The 15571-nt window shown below is 57.8% G+C and carries 12 protein-coding genes and 1 tRNA gene; 6 read left to right on the top strand and 7 right to left on the bottom strand.

The genetic code is table 11. From position 1 onward, the window contains the following. Positions 1–97 precede the first annotated feature (97 nt). The 3 genes from Q0802_RS11935 (at position 98) to Q0802_RS11925 (ending at position 3116) form a co-directional block, all read left to right on the top strand. The gene (locus Q0802_RS11935; RefSeq protein WP_298918273.1) at positions 98–2149 is read left to right on the top strand and encodes an ASKHA domain-containing protein; all 2052 of its coding nucleotides are present in this window, start codon (positions 98–100) and stop codon (positions 2147–2149) included. Next, a complete protein-coding gene (locus Q0802_RS11930) occupies positions 2146–2997 on the top strand; it encodes a class I SAM-dependent methyltransferase (RefSeq protein WP_298918271.1) in 852 nt (283 codons plus the stop codon). Before Q0802_RS11935 ends, Q0802_RS11930 begins: the two co-directional genes overlap by 4 nt. Positions 2998–3042: 45 nt before the next feature. Further along, a tRNA-Gly gene (locus tag Q0802_RS11925) sits at positions 3043–3116 on the top strand. Positions 3117–3133: 17 nt separating this feature from the next. Here the strand turns inward: Q0802_RS11925 and Q0802_RS11920 are convergent. Both Q0802_RS11920 and Q0802_RS11915 read right to left on the bottom strand, forming a co-directional pair. Beyond that, entirely contained in the window at positions 3134–3577 is a 444-nt protein-coding gene (locus tag Q0802_RS11920) for a hypothetical protein (RefSeq protein WP_298918270.1), read from the bottom strand. Positions 3578–3695: 118 nt separating this feature from the next. Beyond that, positions 3696–5315 carry a long-chain fatty acid--CoA ligase gene (locus Q0802_RS11915; RefSeq protein ID WP_298918269.1) on the bottom strand — a complete coding sequence of 540 codons (1620 nt, stop codon included), beginning with the start codon at positions 5313–5315 and terminating at the stop codon, positions 3696–3698. 125 nt (positions 5316–5440) lie between these two features. Here Q0802_RS11915 and Q0802_RS11910 point away from each other — a divergent pair, with 125 nt between their 5' ends. Next, a complete protein-coding gene (locus tag Q0802_RS11910) occupies positions 5441–5923 on the top strand; it encodes an acyl-CoA thioesterase (protein ID WP_298918268.1) in 483 nt (160 codons plus the stop codon). A gap of 41 nt (positions 5924–5964) precedes the next feature. Here the strand turns inward: Q0802_RS11910 and pgi are convergent, their stop codons facing one another. Genes pgi through zwf form a run of 3 tightly spaced genes read right to left on the bottom strand, consistent with a single transcriptional unit; the run spans position 5965 to position 9691 of the window. Then, a complete protein-coding gene (pgi, locus tag Q0802_RS11905) occupies positions 5965–7557 on the bottom strand; it encodes a glucose-6-phosphate isomerase (RefSeq protein ID WP_298918470.1) in 1593 nt (530 codons plus the stop codon). Continuing rightward, positions 7554–8225 (bottom strand): 6-phosphogluconolactonase, encoded by a 672-nt coding sequence (gene pgl / locus Q0802_RS11900; RefSeq protein ID WP_298918267.1) that lies wholly within the window; start codon positions 8223–8225, stop codon positions 7554–7556. Before pgl ends, pgi begins: the two co-directional genes overlap by 4 nt. Further along, complete coding sequence (zwf, locus tag Q0802_RS11895; RefSeq protein WP_298918266.1) at positions 8222–9691, bottom strand: glucose-6-phosphate dehydrogenase; 1470 nt, start codon at positions 9689–9691, stop codon at positions 8222–8224. The genes pgl and zwf overlap by 4 nt, the downstream gene beginning before the upstream one ends. Positions 9692–9864: 173 nt before the next feature. On the opposite strand from zwf, the gene Q0802_RS11890 reads away from it, so the two are divergent. Further along, complete coding sequence (locus Q0802_RS11890; protein WP_298918265.1) at positions 9865–10812, top strand: radical SAM protein; 948 nt, start codon at positions 9865–9867, stop codon at positions 10810–10812. Positions 10813–10821: 9 nt separating this feature from the next. On the opposite strand, the gene Q0802_RS11885 is transcribed toward Q0802_RS11890, so the two are convergent. Next, positions 10822–11091: an usg protein gene (locus Q0802_RS11885; protein WP_298918264.1), complete on the bottom strand. Its 270-nt coding sequence runs from the start codon at positions 11089–11091 to the stop codon at positions 10822–10824. 230 nt (positions 11092–11321) lie between these two features. Between Q0802_RS11885 and gyrA the strand changes: the two genes are divergently transcribed. Then, positions 11322–14030: a DNA gyrase subunit A gene (gyrA, locus tag Q0802_RS11880; protein ID WP_298918467.1), complete on the top strand. Its 2709-nt coding sequence runs from the start codon at positions 11322–11324 to the stop codon at positions 14028–14030. Positions 14031–14297: 267 nt separating this feature from the next. On the opposite strand, the gene Q0802_RS11875 is transcribed toward gyrA, so the two are convergent. Continuing rightward, complete coding sequence (locus tag Q0802_RS11875; protein ID WP_298918263.1) at positions 14298–15554, bottom strand: DUF2254 domain-containing protein; 1257 nt, start codon at positions 15552–15554, stop codon at positions 14298–14300. Positions 15555–15571 lie beyond the last annotated feature (17 nt).

Genomic DNA, 15571 nt, shown 5'->3' with positions numbered 1-15571 from the left:
CATGCCGCCCCTGCGGCATGATGTGACGTGGATTGGCTTTCGCTCCGAGCCATCATCGCTATGCTACGGGTAACGCAGTGATACAGGTACCTCATCCATGACGACTGATCCTTTGGTGGTGTTTACGCCCTCCGGCAAACGCGGCCGTTTTCCCGTGGGCACGCCGATCCTGACCGCCGCGCGGCAATTGGGGGTCGATCTCGATTCGGTCTGTGGCGGGCGCGGCATTTGTTCGAAATGCCAGATTACCCCCAGCTACGGCGAATTCTCCAAACACGGCGTAACGGTTGCCAAAGATGCTCTGTCGGACTGGAACAAGGTCGAGCAGCGCTATCAGGACAAACGCGGGCTGAAAGAGGGCCGCCGTCTCGGCTGTCAGGCAACCGTGCAGGGCGATGTGGTCATTGATGTGCCCCCCGAAAGCCAGGTGCATAAACAGGTGGTGCGCAAACGTGCCGAAGCGCGTGAAATCATCCTCGATCCCTCCACCAAGCTCTATTACATCGAAGTGGCCGAGCCGGACATGCACGACCCCTCAGGTGATCTGGAGCGGTTGCGCGATGCCTTGCAGGACCAATGGGACCTTCACGGCGTCACCGCCGATCTGCACATTCTGCAAATGATGCAACCCATCCTGCGCAAGGGCGATTGGAAGGTCACGGTTGCCGTGCATCTGGGCGATCAGGAGAACAAACCCCGCATCATGAACATCTGGCCCGGGTACTATGACGGGACGGTTTACGGTCTCGCGGTCGATCTCGGTTCCACCACCATTGCAGCGCACCTTTGTGATCTGCAAACCGGCACGGTTCTGGCCTCCTCTGGCGTGATGAACCCGCAAATCCGCTTTGGCGAAGACCTGATGAGCCGCGTGTCCTATTCCATGATGAACCCCAAGGGTGCCGAGGAAATGACGCGCGCCGTGCGGGAGGGCATGAACGCATTGTTCACCCAGATCGCAACCGAAGCAGGCATCGACAAAACCCTGATTGTCGATGCGGTTTTTGTCTGTAATCCGGTCATGCATCACCTGCTTTTGGGCATCGATCCCTTTGAACTGGGTCAAGCCCCCTTTGCGCTGGCGACAAACAACGCCCTGCGTCTGCGGGCGGATGATCTGGAACTGAACATTCACCCCTCCGCCCGCATTTACCTGCTGCCTTGCATTGCGGGCCACGTGGGTGCCGATGCGGCAGCGGTGGCCCTGTCCGAAGCCCCCGATAAATCCGACGATCTCGTTCTGGTGGTCGATGTGGGCACCAATGCGGAAATCCTGCTGGGCAACAAGGATAGGGTTCTGGCCTGTTCCTCACCCACCGGGCCCGCCTTTGAGGGCGCGCAGATCAGCTCCGGCCAACGGGCTGCCCCCGGTGCCATTGAACGGGTAGAGATTGACCCCGCAACCAAGGCCCCGCGTTTCAAGGTCATCGGATCGGATCTGTGGTCGGATGAAGAGGGTTTTGAAGAGATGATCGCTGTCACCGGCGTCACCGGTATCTGTGGCTCCGGCATCATCGAAATGGTGGCCGAGATGCGTCTGAACGGGATCGTGGATGCACCTGGCCTGATTGGCTCAGCGGAGCAGACGGGTTCTGATCGTTGCTTTCAGGACGGGCGCACAAACTCCTACCTCGTCTACGACGGCACCGCCCAAGGTGGCCCCCTGATCACCATCACCAACCGCGACATCCGCGAAATCCAGATGGCAAAAGCCGCGCTATACTCCGGTGCACGTCTTCTGATGGATAAATTCGGCGTCGACAATGTGGACCGTGTCGTGCTGGCTGGCGCGTTCGGCGCACATATCTCCCCCAAACATGCCATGGTTCTGGGGATGATCCCGGATGCGCCGCTCAACAAGGTGACCTCCGCCGGGAATGCCGCCGGGACAGGCGCGCGCATTGCCTTGCTCAACACTGCTGCGCGCGCTGAAATCGAGGCTACGGTGCGGGCAATCCACAAGGTCGAGACCGCCATCGAGCCGCGGTTTCAGGAGCATTTTGTCAACGCCTCCGCCATTCCAAACGCGGTCGAGCCCTTCCCCATCCTCAATTCCATCGTCACCCTGCCGACGGCCACTTTCAACACCGGAGGCGGCGGTGCCAATGATGGCTCGGGCGGTGGACGGCGCAGGAGACGTCGCGCGTGAACGCCGGCAACTCCGATCAGGCGGAATTCTGGACAACGGATGCGGGTCTGAAATGGGTTGCGCAACAAGCAGCCCTCGACGCGCTTTTCCAGTCGGTTCTGGATGGAACGCTGGACCGCGCAGACCTGCACCCGGGCGACAAGGTTCTGGATGTTGGATGCGGCACCGGCGCCAGCACCTTGCATGCCGCAAAAGGGGTCGGACCGTCTGGATTCGTGCTTGGGGCAGATATTTCCCCAACGATGCTGGAACGGGCGCGGGATCGTTCCGCCGGTGCCGCCAATGTCGATTTTCTGATGGCCGATGTTGCTGAACACCCTTTTGAGCAAGGAAAGTTCGATCAGATGGTTTCCCGTTTCGGCGTGATGTTCTTTGCTGATCCCACTGCCGCTTTTGCGAACATACACAATGCCTTAAAACATAACGGCAAGGTGACTTTTGCGACTTGGGGCCAAATTCCGAACAACCCGTGGTTCACATGCGCAGCACAGGCAGCAAAGGCTCACCTCGGATCACCCCCGCCGGTGGATCCTGACGCTCCAGGGCCTTTCAGCATGCGCAATGTGGATGTCGTGGTCCGAATTCTTGCTAACGCCGGTTTTGAGCGGATCGCAGCGGAAACGGTTGACATGTACCTGACGCCACACGGCACACCCGCAGAAGTGGCCGCCCTGGCGATTAGCATTGGTCCGGCCGCGCGCACCCTGTCGCATTTTAACGGAACAGATGGAGATTTCGCGGCCGTTGCAGCACGTCTTGAAACCGCTTTCGAACCATTTGCGTCGTCTCAAGGCGTGCGCATTCCAGCCGAGATCAATTTTTTCCAGGCGCATTGCAAGGCAGCGTGATCGTCCTTGACGCTATGACGCGAAATCAATATCCAAAACGCGAGCGCGGGTATGGTGAAAAGGTATCACGCGAGCTTCCCAAGCTTACATTGCGGGTTCGATTCCCGCTACCCGCTCCAACTTCTGTCCCGGTTCGTCAGTTCAGCTCGAACGTCAGCCCGAAGGTGATCACGGCATCGACAGAATCGGCGTTGGTCGGAATCAGCTGAGTGAAAAAGTTTCTGTACCGCGCCTGCAAACCGGCAAGCGGGACAAGGTCACCAATCGCATGGCTGAACCGATCTCCTTCGCCCGGGTACAGTGCCACACCGGCAAAAACGCCAACCTCAAATTCCCGCGCAATCTCTACATCATACCCGATAGAGGCAATCACCGAGACATCTTCGTAGCTGTTGTAAAACGCACCCACGCTATAGTCGAAGGTCTCCTGCTCCCAGGTTAGAAAAACACCGGGATTGAATTCCTGAAAATCCTCGGTGGAATTTACATGTTCGGACCCCAGCAAGATCGACAGGCGATCAGGTCCGGCGAGTGCTGTGGTGGGAAGAAGAGCAGCGAGGATCATCGCAGACAGTTTCATGGCGGAACTCCGGCAAGGGTTAGAGGCTCTGCACGCAACAAGAGCACTGAGACGCATCAGTTACCTTTAGGTTGCACACTTTCTTGCTCAAGTCTGCGGGATAAGCGTTAACAGAGGCTTATTGCATCAAGATGTTCGCGAACGTGTCCCGCAAGTCACGCTTGAGAACCTTGCCCGTGGCGTTGCGAGGCAAGGCATCGACAAAGACCACTGCATCCGGCGTCTGCCATTTGGCGATTTTGCCGTCAAAAATAGTCAGAAGCTCGTCGGATGTTGGATTTCGACCTTCGGCTTTCACGGCGACCAGCACGGGTCGCTCGTCCCATTTGGGATGACGTGCGCCGATGACAGCAGCATCGGATAAATCCGGATGCGCAATGGCGATGTTCTCCAGTTCCACCGAACTAATCCATTCGCCGCCCGATTTGATGATGTCCTTGGAGCGGTCACAGATCGTCAGATAGCCGTCGGGGTCCAACGTGGCCACGTCACCGGTGTTGAACCAACCATTCTGCAAAGTCTCCTCGCTGGACGTGCGGAAATAAGCATCAAGGATGAAATGACCGCGAACCAACAGCTCGCCCTGCGTTTTGCCATCATGTGGCAATGGGTTTCCCTGATCATCGACAATCGCAAGCTCTACGCCCCAGGGCGGCCTGCCCTGATTTTCCCGCAGCCGATGCAGTGCGTCGAGTTCCAGGTCCAGATGCTTGGCCAGCGGTTGGTTTACACTGCCAATCGGGGACATCTCCGTCATGCCCCAGGCATGAAGGGTTTCCACGCCGTAACGGTCTCGAAACGCTTTGATCATCGAGGGTGGACAAGCGGATCCGCCGACAACCGTTTTCCTAAGGCTTTCCAGCGAGCTACCGGCCTTCTCAGCTTCACCCAGAAGCCCCATCCAGATCGTTGGAACCCCCAGCGCGATGTTGACTTTGTGCCGATCAATCAGGGCCACAAGAGAGGGGCCATCAAGCCCCGGACCCGGTAAAACCATGCGCGCCCCCACCATGGCGCAGGCGTAAGGGGAGCCCCAGGCATTGACGTGAAACATCGGCACCACCGGCAATACAACATCCATCGCCGAAAACCCGATGCTGTCGGCAAGATTACAGGCGAAACTATGCAGCACTGTGGAGCGGTGTGAAAAGAGCACGCCCTTGGGGTTGCCGGTAGTGCCGGAGGTGTAGCACAGGCTGGACGCTGTCAGCTCATCAAATTGTGGCCATTCAAATCTGTCATCACCGCTGGCAATCAGATCATCATAGGCGATGATGTCAGGCAATGTCTTGGCGGCTTCATCTGCGCGCGCCTCCAGCAGAACGATGTGTTTCAGCGAGGTAAGCTGATCGCGGATTGCCGCCACCAGAGGCACGAAAGTTGCGTCTATGAACAGCACCTCATCCTCTGCGTGATTGATGATGTAGACCAATTGTTCGGGGAACAGGCGTGGGTTGATCGTGTGGCAGACAAAGCCACCGCCCGAGACCCCGAAATAGATCTCAAGGTGGCGTCGATTGTTCCAGGCGATGGTGGCGCACCGGGCTTGCTTCGAGAGCCCCAGACCGGTCAGCGCGGAGGCGAGTGCTTTGGCGTTCCGGGCGACGCTGCCCCAACTGACCGTTTCCGTGCCGCCCCCTGTGTTCACCGAGACGATTTCCGTTTGGCCGTGATAGCGTGCGGCGTGGTCGACAAGCGAAGAAATCAACAAGGGCGCTGTCATCATCTGGCCAAGCATGGGCGTCTCCGATCCACCGGTCAGGTGCAAGAATTCTCGAGAAAATATACGTCATGCCAAGGTGCCAAGGGAAACCGGCTCTGGCAAGCCTTGGCAAAGCAGGTCGCAACACGTATGGCCACGACATGAGCCTCCAGTACCACACACCCTTGTCCGCCGACGCACAGCGCGCCCTTGGCATCACCCCGCCCGCCCCGCTGGCAATGGCCGATCAGGTGCGGTTCTCCGAACTCGATGTGCTCAATCACGTCAATAACGCCGTTTATATGCATTGGTTCGAGCGCCTGCGCATCCGCTACACGCAGGAATGGGGCATTTCGCGATACATGGGCCGCGGCACTGACCCCAGGATTGTCATCAGGTCCGGCGAAATCCATTACCGTCAGGAAATGCGCATGGATGAAGACTACGTTGTGACATGTGGCTGTACCGCCTTTCGCAATACATCCTTCACGCTGGCACAGACGCTTTGGTCGGGAGGTACGCTGCGGGCGAGCTTTAACTGTGTACTCGTCTTACTGACGCATGACGCATCCGCCCGGTTTCCGATCCCGGATGCTGTCAAAGACAGGTTCGTCTCCGTCGATGGGGCAACACAGGAAAAGTAAGGTGCGCGTTGATCATCGGGTCAGACGGCGATTCTCAGCGCCTATGCCTGATGCTTGTGAATAAAATCAACCAGAGCAACGGTTGAACCGTCCTTGCCCGACGCCTCTTTTTCCCCTTCCACAACCGGTTGCAAAGAGGTCGCCAGTTCCTTGCCCAGTTCAACGCCCCATTGATCAAAAGAGTTGATGCCCAGAATGACGCCTTCGACAAACACGCGGTGCTCATAGAGCGCGATGATCTGGCCCAGCGTAAACGGATCAAGCGTCGGATAGGCCAGGGTGACAGACGGCCTGTTACCCTTGAAAACCCTGTGGCGGGCTTGTCGTTCAAGCTCTTTTCCTTCGAACCCCGCCGCCTGCATTTTCGCGCGGGCCTCTTCAAGGGATCGCCCGCGCATCAGGGCTTCGGATTGCGCCAGGCAATTGGCAATCAGCAGTTGATGATGATGTTTCAATTCCGGCTCATGACCTTCGGCTGCAATCATGAACTCGCAGGGGATCACCCGTGTGCCCTGATGGATCAACTGATAGAATGCGTGCTGCCCGTTGGTCCCCGCAGCACCCCAGACAATGGGGCCACTATCGACCTCGACGGGGGCGCCATCCATCTGCACCCCCTTGCCGTTCGATTCCATTTCCAATTGCTGGAAATAGTCCGGCAGGCGCGCAAGCCTCTGATCATAGGGCAAAACGGCGCGGCTGGCATAGCCGCAGACCTGTGCATGCCAAATACCAACGAGCGACAGCAACACAGGCAGGTTTTCTGACCACTCCGCTTGGCGGAAATGGCTGTCCATGGCCTGCCCTCCGCGCAAGAAGGCGTCAAACCCCTTGGCACCGATAGCGATCATGAGCGACAGGCCTATGGGCCCCCACATGGAATACCGCCCGCCGACCCAGTCCTCGAACCCGAAGACGCGCTCGGATGGAATGCCGAAATCCCGCGTTTTATCTTCCGCCGTGCTGAGGGCGGCAAATTGCGCGGTGGGATCACCCCCATGGTCTTGCATCCAGGCCTTGGCCGTGCGCGCATTTGTCATGGTTTCGATGGTTGTAAAGGTCTTTGACGCGACAATCACCAGCGTGGTTTTCGCATCCAGCCCGCGCAGCGTATCCGCGATATGCGCGCCATCCACGTTGGAAACAAAATGACAGCGCGGGCCATCGTGATAGGGCGACAGCGCCTGCACGGCCATCGCCGGTCCCAGATCAGAGCCGCCTATGCCGATGTTGACAACATCGGTGATGTCACTGCTGCGGACGTCTTCGGCATAGGCCCGCATCCGAGCCAGTGTATCGCGCACCCCGGGCATGACATCCGCACCATCAACCAAGACCGGACCGCCATCAAGATTACGCAAAGCCGTATGCAAAACAGCGCGCCCTTCGGTGTCGTTTATGGGCTCACCCGCAAACATGGCATCCCGCTTTGTGGCAACGTCAGCTGCGTCAACGAGGTCAAAGAGAGCTGCGCGCGTGTCGTCATCGATATTGGTTTTCGAATAATCAAAGAGCATATCACCAAGCTGAGCGCTGAAAGACGCCGCGCGCTGCCTGTCGTCAAAAAGCGACAGGATTGACCTCGCGCGCGTGGCATCAAAACGGGTTTGGAGCGTGTCCCAATGTGTCTTCAAGCTGCCCAATGAACCGTTCCTCCTTTGATGACCGCACCAATTGGTGCTTCGAGCGCCGGCAATGTCATTGCACGATCAAAAGCCGCGCGCTTGTCATCGCCGAAAATCAGCAGATGTTTATCCATCGCACCATTCAACGCGGGCCCGCTCAGCGAGATGCGGGCTTCGGGCTGATCGTGTGGTGTCACCGCACAGACAAGCGGTGCATCCCTGTGCATCGCGCCCTCCAGTTCCGGTGCGCCGGGAAAGAGTGATGCCGTGTGCATATCCGCGCCCATGCCCAGCAGCAAAACCGAAATCGGGACTTGATCCGTCAGCATCGCGGAAATCTCGGGGGCAGCTTCCTGTGCGGTCATTCCGTCACGATAGAAAGAGACGAACTGCGCTTTTGCGGCGTGCCCGGTCAGCAATCTGGCCTTCACCAAACCGGCGTTGGAGCGCGCATGATCCTCTGGCACCCAGCGCTCATCCGTCAGCATGACATGCACACGCGACCAGTCGATTTCCACCGAACTCATGGCATCAAAAACCGGCCCCGGCGTTGTCCCGCCCGGCACTGCAAAGCTGGCAAACTCGTGCTGCAACAGACATTTGCGCAAATCGCTGGTGAGCGCATGTGCAACGTTCATGATCGCCATATCACGATCCGAGTTTTCGACAAATTTCATGGTGTGATCTCCCGCCATTCCCGGTCATCCCGGCGCATCAGCTGTGCAGAAGCATCCGGCCCCGCGCCGTGGCTGTCGTAAGGCTTGGGCACATCGCCCCGATTTGTCCACCCCTCGATGATCGGATCCGTCCAAGACCAGGCGGCTTCCACCTCGTCGCCCCGCATAAAGAGCGTCTGATTGCCCCGGATCACATCCATGATCAAACGCTCATAGGCATCCACGTTTTCGGCGCCATCCGGACCCAGAGCATCGGCAAACGTCATGTCCAGCGGCACATCAATCAGTCGCATGCCGCCCGGGCCCGGCTCCTTGATTGTCACCCCCAGCGTGATGCCCTCATTGGGTTGCAACCGGATCGACAGGACATTGCGATGACGCCCGGCTTCCTCGCCAAAAATCGAATGCGGCGTGTCCTTGAAAACAATGGAAATTTCGGACGAACGCGCGCAAAGCCGTTTGCCGGTGCGCAGATAAAACGGCGTGCCCGCCCACCGCCAGTTGGCGATATGGGTTTTCAAGGCCAGAAAACTCTCGGTCCGAGAGCGCGGATCGCCCACCGCCGTGCGATAGTCAGGGAGTTCGTCAGGGTCGTCAGGGTCCGCTTCATATTGGCCCCGCACAATGTGGTGTGGCTCCACCGGTTCCAATGCTCTGATAACCTTGAGCTTTTCATCACGTACCGCATCCGGCGAGAAACGCGCCGGAGGTTCCATGGCGATCAGACAGAGCAGTTGCATCAGGTGGTTCTGCACCATGTCCCGCATAGCACCGGATTTGTCGTAATATTCACCGCGTCCGCCCACACCCACGGTTTCGGCAACAGTGATCTGAATGTGGTCAACAAACTGACTGTTCCACAAGGGCTCAAACAGCATGTTGCCAAAGCGCACCGCCATGAGGTTCTGAACGGTTTCTTTGCCCAGGTAGTGATCAATCCGATATATCTGTTTTTCGTCGAAATATTTTGCCAGCGTTGCGTTCAGGGACTGTGCCGAAGCCAGATCGCGCCCAAATGGTTTTTCAACGACGATCCGCGCCTCCGCATCAGCCATGCCGTGGCTCTGCAGGCGCTCGGCCAGATCGCCAAAAAGCGACGGGGCTACTGAGAAATAATACGCCTCCACACGGCCCTTGCCGGCCATACGTTCCTGAAGCTCTTTCCAGCCTCTCTCCCCACGCGCGTCAATTGTCACGTAGTCAAGACAGGTCAGGAATTCCTCCAGCGTGCCGTCTTCGCAGGCTTTGCCACCGCCGAATTCGCGAATTGCTTCCGCGGCGAGTTCCGCGTAGTCGGATGCCGCCATATCGCGGCGCGCGGCACCCACGATGCGTGCGTCCTTGGGCATTTGGCCTGCGCAGTAGCGCCGGAAAAGCCCCGGCAGAATTTTGCGACGGGCCAAGTCGCCGGTGCCGCCGAATATCACGAGATCAAAGGGGCTGACGGGAATTACGCGCGAAACCATATTGTCTATCCTGAATCCAGATGTCTGAGCGTCTTGCGCTCCTGTTAGCGCAAACAGAAACAGATTGAAACCCGTTCACAAACCCGTGCAAAGAGAACAAAAGATGTTTTCTTGCCTTTGTCTATCTCCTAGCACACATTCACCGAAAGCTGACAGGAAGGACACACGCGCCCATGAAAGATCTCTCACAGGCCAATGCAGGAAAATTTCTAGATCCTGCTATTACCGCCAAAGGTGAAGAGCGCGCGACCGTTGGTCTGACCGCCCCCAAAACGCTTTGGTTCAACACCGGGACCCTGTGTAATATCACTTGCCTGAACTGCTACATTGAGAGCAGCCCAACAAATGATCGGCTGGTCTATATTACGGCGGATGAGGTCTCGGCCTACCTGGACCAGATCGAGGACAGGAAGTGGCCGATTACAGAAATCGCCTTCACAGGCGGCGAGCCTTTCATGAACCCGCAAATGATCGATATGGCGCGGCGTGCACTGGCGTGTGGATATGAGGTTTTGATCCTCACCAATGCCATGCGACCGATGATGCGCGCAAAGATGCGCGATGGGCTGGTCGCGTTGAATGAGGCGCATCCGGGCAAGCTTACTTTACGCATCTCCGTGGACCATCATGATCCGCTTTTGCACGACTGCGAACGTGGTACCGGAGCCTTCGGGAAAACACTGGCGGGTATGGAATGGCTTAGGGACAACAGTATCCGCATGGCGGTCGCCGGGCGCTCTATCATGGCCGAAAGCGATGTGGAAAGCCGCGCTGGTTATGCGGCGTTTTTCGAAAAACACGGCTTTGACATTGATGCGCATGACCCCACCATGACCGTGCTCTTTCCTGAAATGGACGAAACGGTCGAAGTCCCGGAAATCACTACGAGCTGTTGGGACATCCTGAACAAATCTCCGGATGCATTGATGTGTTCCTCATCCCGCATGGTCGTCAAACGCAAGGGCGACGCCTCTCCGGTTGTGCTCGCCTGCACGTTGCTGCCCTATTCCGCGGAATTCGAACTCGGCGCTACACTGGAAGAGGCCGAAAAAGACGTGGCGCTCAACCATCCTCATTGTGCGAAATTCTGCGTTCTGGGGGGCGCCAGTTGCTCTGCCTGAGCGATCGGTTCAATGTATGGTGAATTCACCCGTCACGTTGCGCCATTCCCCCGGGCTGATCATCTTGCGATGGGTAAACCGCACGGAATGAAGTGGGCCTTCAATCTCTGACTGCCAGAATTCGACAAATTCGAACAGCTTCGGATGGTCGGGTGCCAGATCATATTCCTGCCAGATGAAAGTATTCAGCACGTGGGTGTAATCCGGAATGTGGTAAAAGAATTCGGCCGTGGTCAGCCCATAGCCTTTGAGCATAAGTTCTGTTTCAGATTCGGGCATTTTTTAACCTTTTCACTGTTTCACAGCACCAGAATGCCATGACAAAATTACTTTTCAATGAAAACAATGTGTTATCACTTGAACCAGTCGGCTGCTAATCCTGTTAACGAACAGGCATTGCACCTTATATGTCCCCTCTGATAGTGTCCTTCCACAAGATATAGAGCCAGCGGGAAGATCGGGCAAACCACGTGAGCGACACACCACAACCCCCTGAAAACGATGATGAAATGACACCTGAGCGCCCGGAGTATGACGGGCCTTCGGTCAGCATCGAGCATGAGATGCGCACGTCGTACCTCGATTATGCGATGTCTGTCATTGTCAGTCGGGCCATTCCCGACCTGCGCGACGGCCTGAAGCCCGTACACCGCCGGATTCTCTTTGCGATGCATGAAACCGGCAATACGCATGACAAATCCTACCGCAAATCCGCGCGTCCCGTCGGCGACGTGATGGGCCAGTATCACCCCCATGGTGACAGCGCGATTTATGATGCCCTCGTGCGCATGGCGCAGGATTTCTCCATGTCGCTGCCGCTGCTGGACGGGCAAGGCAATTTTGGCTCCATGGACGGGGATAACCCGGCGGCTATGCGTTACACCGAAGTGCGCATGGACAAACCTGCCGCCTATCTGCTGGCCGATATCGACAAGGATACCGTCGATTTTCAGGACAACTACGACGGCAAGCAGCAGGAGCCAACCGTGCTCCCTGCCCGTTTTCCCAACATGCTGGTCAATGGCGCGGGCGGTATTGCCGTTGGGATGGCCACGAATATTCCACCACATAACCTTGGCGAAGTGGTTAACGCCACGCTCGCGCTGATCGAGGAACCAGATCTGACCTCCGAGCAACTCATCGAATATGTGCCGGGGCCGGATTTCCCTACGGGTGGCATCATGCTGGGCCGTTCCGGCGCGCGCAAAGCCTATCTTGATGGACGTGGTAGCGTGATCATCCGCGCCAAAACGCGCGTGGAAGAAGTCCGCAAGGACCGTTGGGCGATCATCGTGGACGAGATCCCCTATCAGGTGAACAAGGCCACCATGATCGAAAAGATCGCTGAGCAGGTGCGCGAGAAGAAAATCGAAGGCATCTCCCATGTTCAGGACGAATCCGACCGGAACGGGGTGCGGGTTGTTGTGGAGCTGAAACGGGATGCCACCGCTGAGGTGGTGATGAACCAGCTGTACCGGTTCACGCCGATGCAGACCTATTTCGGCTGCAATATGCTGGCGCTGAATGGTGGTCGGCCCGAACAGCTGACACTGCGGAAATTCCTGACGTATTTCATAGACTTCCGCGAAGATGTTGTCGCGCGCCGCACCGCGTATCTGCTGCGCAAGGCGCGCGAGCGCAGCCATATCCTGTGCGGTCTGGCCGTGGCGGTGACCAACATCGACGAGGTCGTCGCCTCGATCCGTGCCTCTGCGGATGCGGCGGAAGCGCGGCAAAAGCTGATGACACGGCGCTGGCCGGCGCAGGACATCCTGCCCTATATCGCGCTGATTGACGATCCGACCCATACCGCGAATGACGATGGCACCTATAACCTCTCCGAGGCCCAGGCCCGCGCCATTCTGGAATTGCGCCTGCAACGCCTGACCCAGATTGGCGTCAAGGAGGTTACGGACGAGCTGGAAGAACTGGCCGGTAAGATCAAGGAATACCTTGAAATTCTGGGATCGCGCGACAGGATCATGGGCATCATCGCTGACGAGCTGCGCGAAGTGCGCGACCTTTTTGCGGTGCCGCGCCGGACCGAGATTGTCGACTGGTCGGGCGACATGGAAGACGAGGACCTTATCGCGCGCGAAGATATGGTCGTGACGGTCACCTCCGGCGGCTATATCAAACGCACGCCGCTCGCCGATTTCCGCAGTCAGCGCCGCGGCGGCAAGGGCCTGGCGGGTATGCAGACCAAGGAAGAGGACGTGGTCACCACCCTCTTTGTCGCCAATACGCACACGCAGCTGTTGTTCTTCACCACCGACGGCATGGCCTACAAGCTCAAGACCTGGCGCTTGCCGCAGGGCGGACGCACGTCCAAGGGCAAGGCAATCGTCAACATCCTGCCGATCCCGCCTGGGGTCTCTGTGGCTGCGATCCTGCCCATCGATCGGGATGAAAAAGACTGGTCGGAATTGCAGATCGTCTTTGCAACCTCTGCCGGAACCGTGCGCCGTAACGCCTTGTCAGACTTCACAAATGTGAAATCCAACGGCAAGATTGCGATGAAGTTCGAGGACGAGCATGCGCAGACAACGCTGATCAACGCGCGCATCGCCTCACCCGACGATGATGTGATGCTGGTCACCGCGTCGGGCCGCGCGATCCGCTTCCCCTCCTCCGACGTGCGTGTGTTCAACTCGCGCAGTTCCGTCGGGGTGCGGGGTGTGAGATTGACAGGTCACGACAAGGTGGTGTCGATGTCGGTGATCCGCCATTTCAACGCCAGCCCGGACGAACGGGCCGCTTACCTCAAGATGCGCCGCGCGATGGCCGGTTTGGCGGATGACGCCGATATGACCGATGACGAAAGCACCGATGCAAACGCCACCATCAGCCAACAGCGATATGCGGAGATGTCGGCTGCGGAAAATCTGATCCTGACGCTCACCTCCAAGGGCACAGGCAAGCTGAGTTCCAGCCACGATTACCCGGTGCGCGGGCGCGGCGGTATGGGTGTGCAGGCCATGGACAAGGGCATGCGCGGCGGGGCGCTGGTCGCTTCCTTCCCGGTGGAGATGGACGACCAGATCATGCTGGCCACCTCCAAGGGTCAGTCGATCCGCGTGCCGGTCGAAGGCATTTCCTTCCGCTCCCGCTCGGCGGGTGGGGTCAAGGTCTTCGATACCGGCAAGGGCGAAGAAGTCGTCAGCGTCGCCTGGATCGCCGATCAGGGGGAGCCAGAGGCGGGCGACACCGAAGGCTGAACGACCGCTTGCCGCAACGCCCGGTGACCCGGCACCGCATAGCGCCGCAAATCGCGGGTTAACGCCTTGAATTCAAGCCTTTCCGGCCTGCACGACCTATGCACACCCCGTACACACCCTGTGCACCGGATTGCCACAAGGTGCGTGGTTAACTCTGCGCCCGATCCCAATTGCTCAGAAAACATTAAGGGCTGTTGTGCGGATTTTGCTGCAATTCGCCGCCCCTGCTCCGATGGTGGCAATCACGACATTCGATAGCCCATGTATCTAAGCAGTGGTTTTCGGTGCGGCAGATCGCAGTCGCTCCAGATCCTCCCCCGACACCCCGGCTTTCACTGCCCTCGAAATGGCCCGATCTGCGAGAGCGCGCGCGGCTCTGGCGAGATCATTGTTGTCCGAGGCGGAGAGAGCCGCGAGGCATTCTAACAGGCGCAGCAAAACGTCGAAGCTTCCGACGCAGTCACGTGAAATCTGCGCAAACGAGGCTTCAACAAATTCGGACGGTCCTGGGAAACGCGCAATCACGTTCGTTGCAGTGGGTGCGTCGCTTTCCGGCTTTTCAAGCGCGTATCGCCACAGCAGCGTTTTCAGCATCATAAGTGCCTCAATCGCAGTACCGGGGTCGTTGAGGCCGGGTGAGAGGGCCTTCAACCCGATCTCGGAAATGATGACCAAACCGAACTCCGCGTCCTGTTCATGTGTTCTGAAACTACCAAAGGTGAAGGCTTTCAATAGCTCATGACAGATAGCTTCATCAACAGTGCCAGCGACCTGGCCGATGACGTCTCCGACAAGGACATGCTGACCCGGGCTTGCATCCAGATAAAGCGTGGTTTGGTCAGAAAGACAGTTTTGCAGCATGGCCATATCGATTAGCTGTAGATACCCTGACTGCGGAGCACACAATGGCGTTGTAGCGTGGGGCATGACCGTGTCCTCGGTCAACTCCGATGCTCCGAACCTTGGGTGGCGCGCGTGTGCGAGTAGCGCTTCTTCCGCACGAACCTGTGCCGATCTTAGGCTATCTTCAAGACTGCCCAGCGTTGTCAGATGGTTGATCCAACGCAACAGCGACAAGATCACGGCAACCACGACAAGCGTGGTAATTCCCATGACAACGAGTGCAGCATCTTCAGGATAGAATCCCAGCCGATACAGGACGAGCGAGCCAAGAGAGTATACAAACGCACCAATGAAGACCGACAAAACTGATTGGGTGGTCGTGTCTTCAAGTAGAATGCGATGCATTCGCGGCGTAGCGGTATTTGCTGCCGCCCGGTGGGCCGAAACCATGATGCTGAGCGAGAACGTCGAGACGGCCAACATCGAACTCGCAAGAATAGTGAGAACCGGGGTCACTGATGCGAAGGTGATGTCAGCATTCAAGTCGTAGCCGACAATCGCATTTGCGAAAGGGCTTACCAGCGTCGCTGCAACAGACAAAAGCGCGTATAGAAGCACGCGCAACCCCATACTCCGATAGTAACGCAGGAAGATGAGTTTTAGCCACTTCAGTCGGGTCACAAGCGCTCCATCACCAT

This window comes from uncultured Roseobacter sp. (assembly GCF_947495275.1).
Classification (GTDB): Bacteria; Pseudomonadota; Alphaproteobacteria; order Rhodobacterales; family Rhodobacteraceae; genus Roseobacter.
The sequence above is the reverse complement of the archived record's forward strand: the minus strand, read 5'-3'. Positions and strand labels throughout refer to the sequence as shown.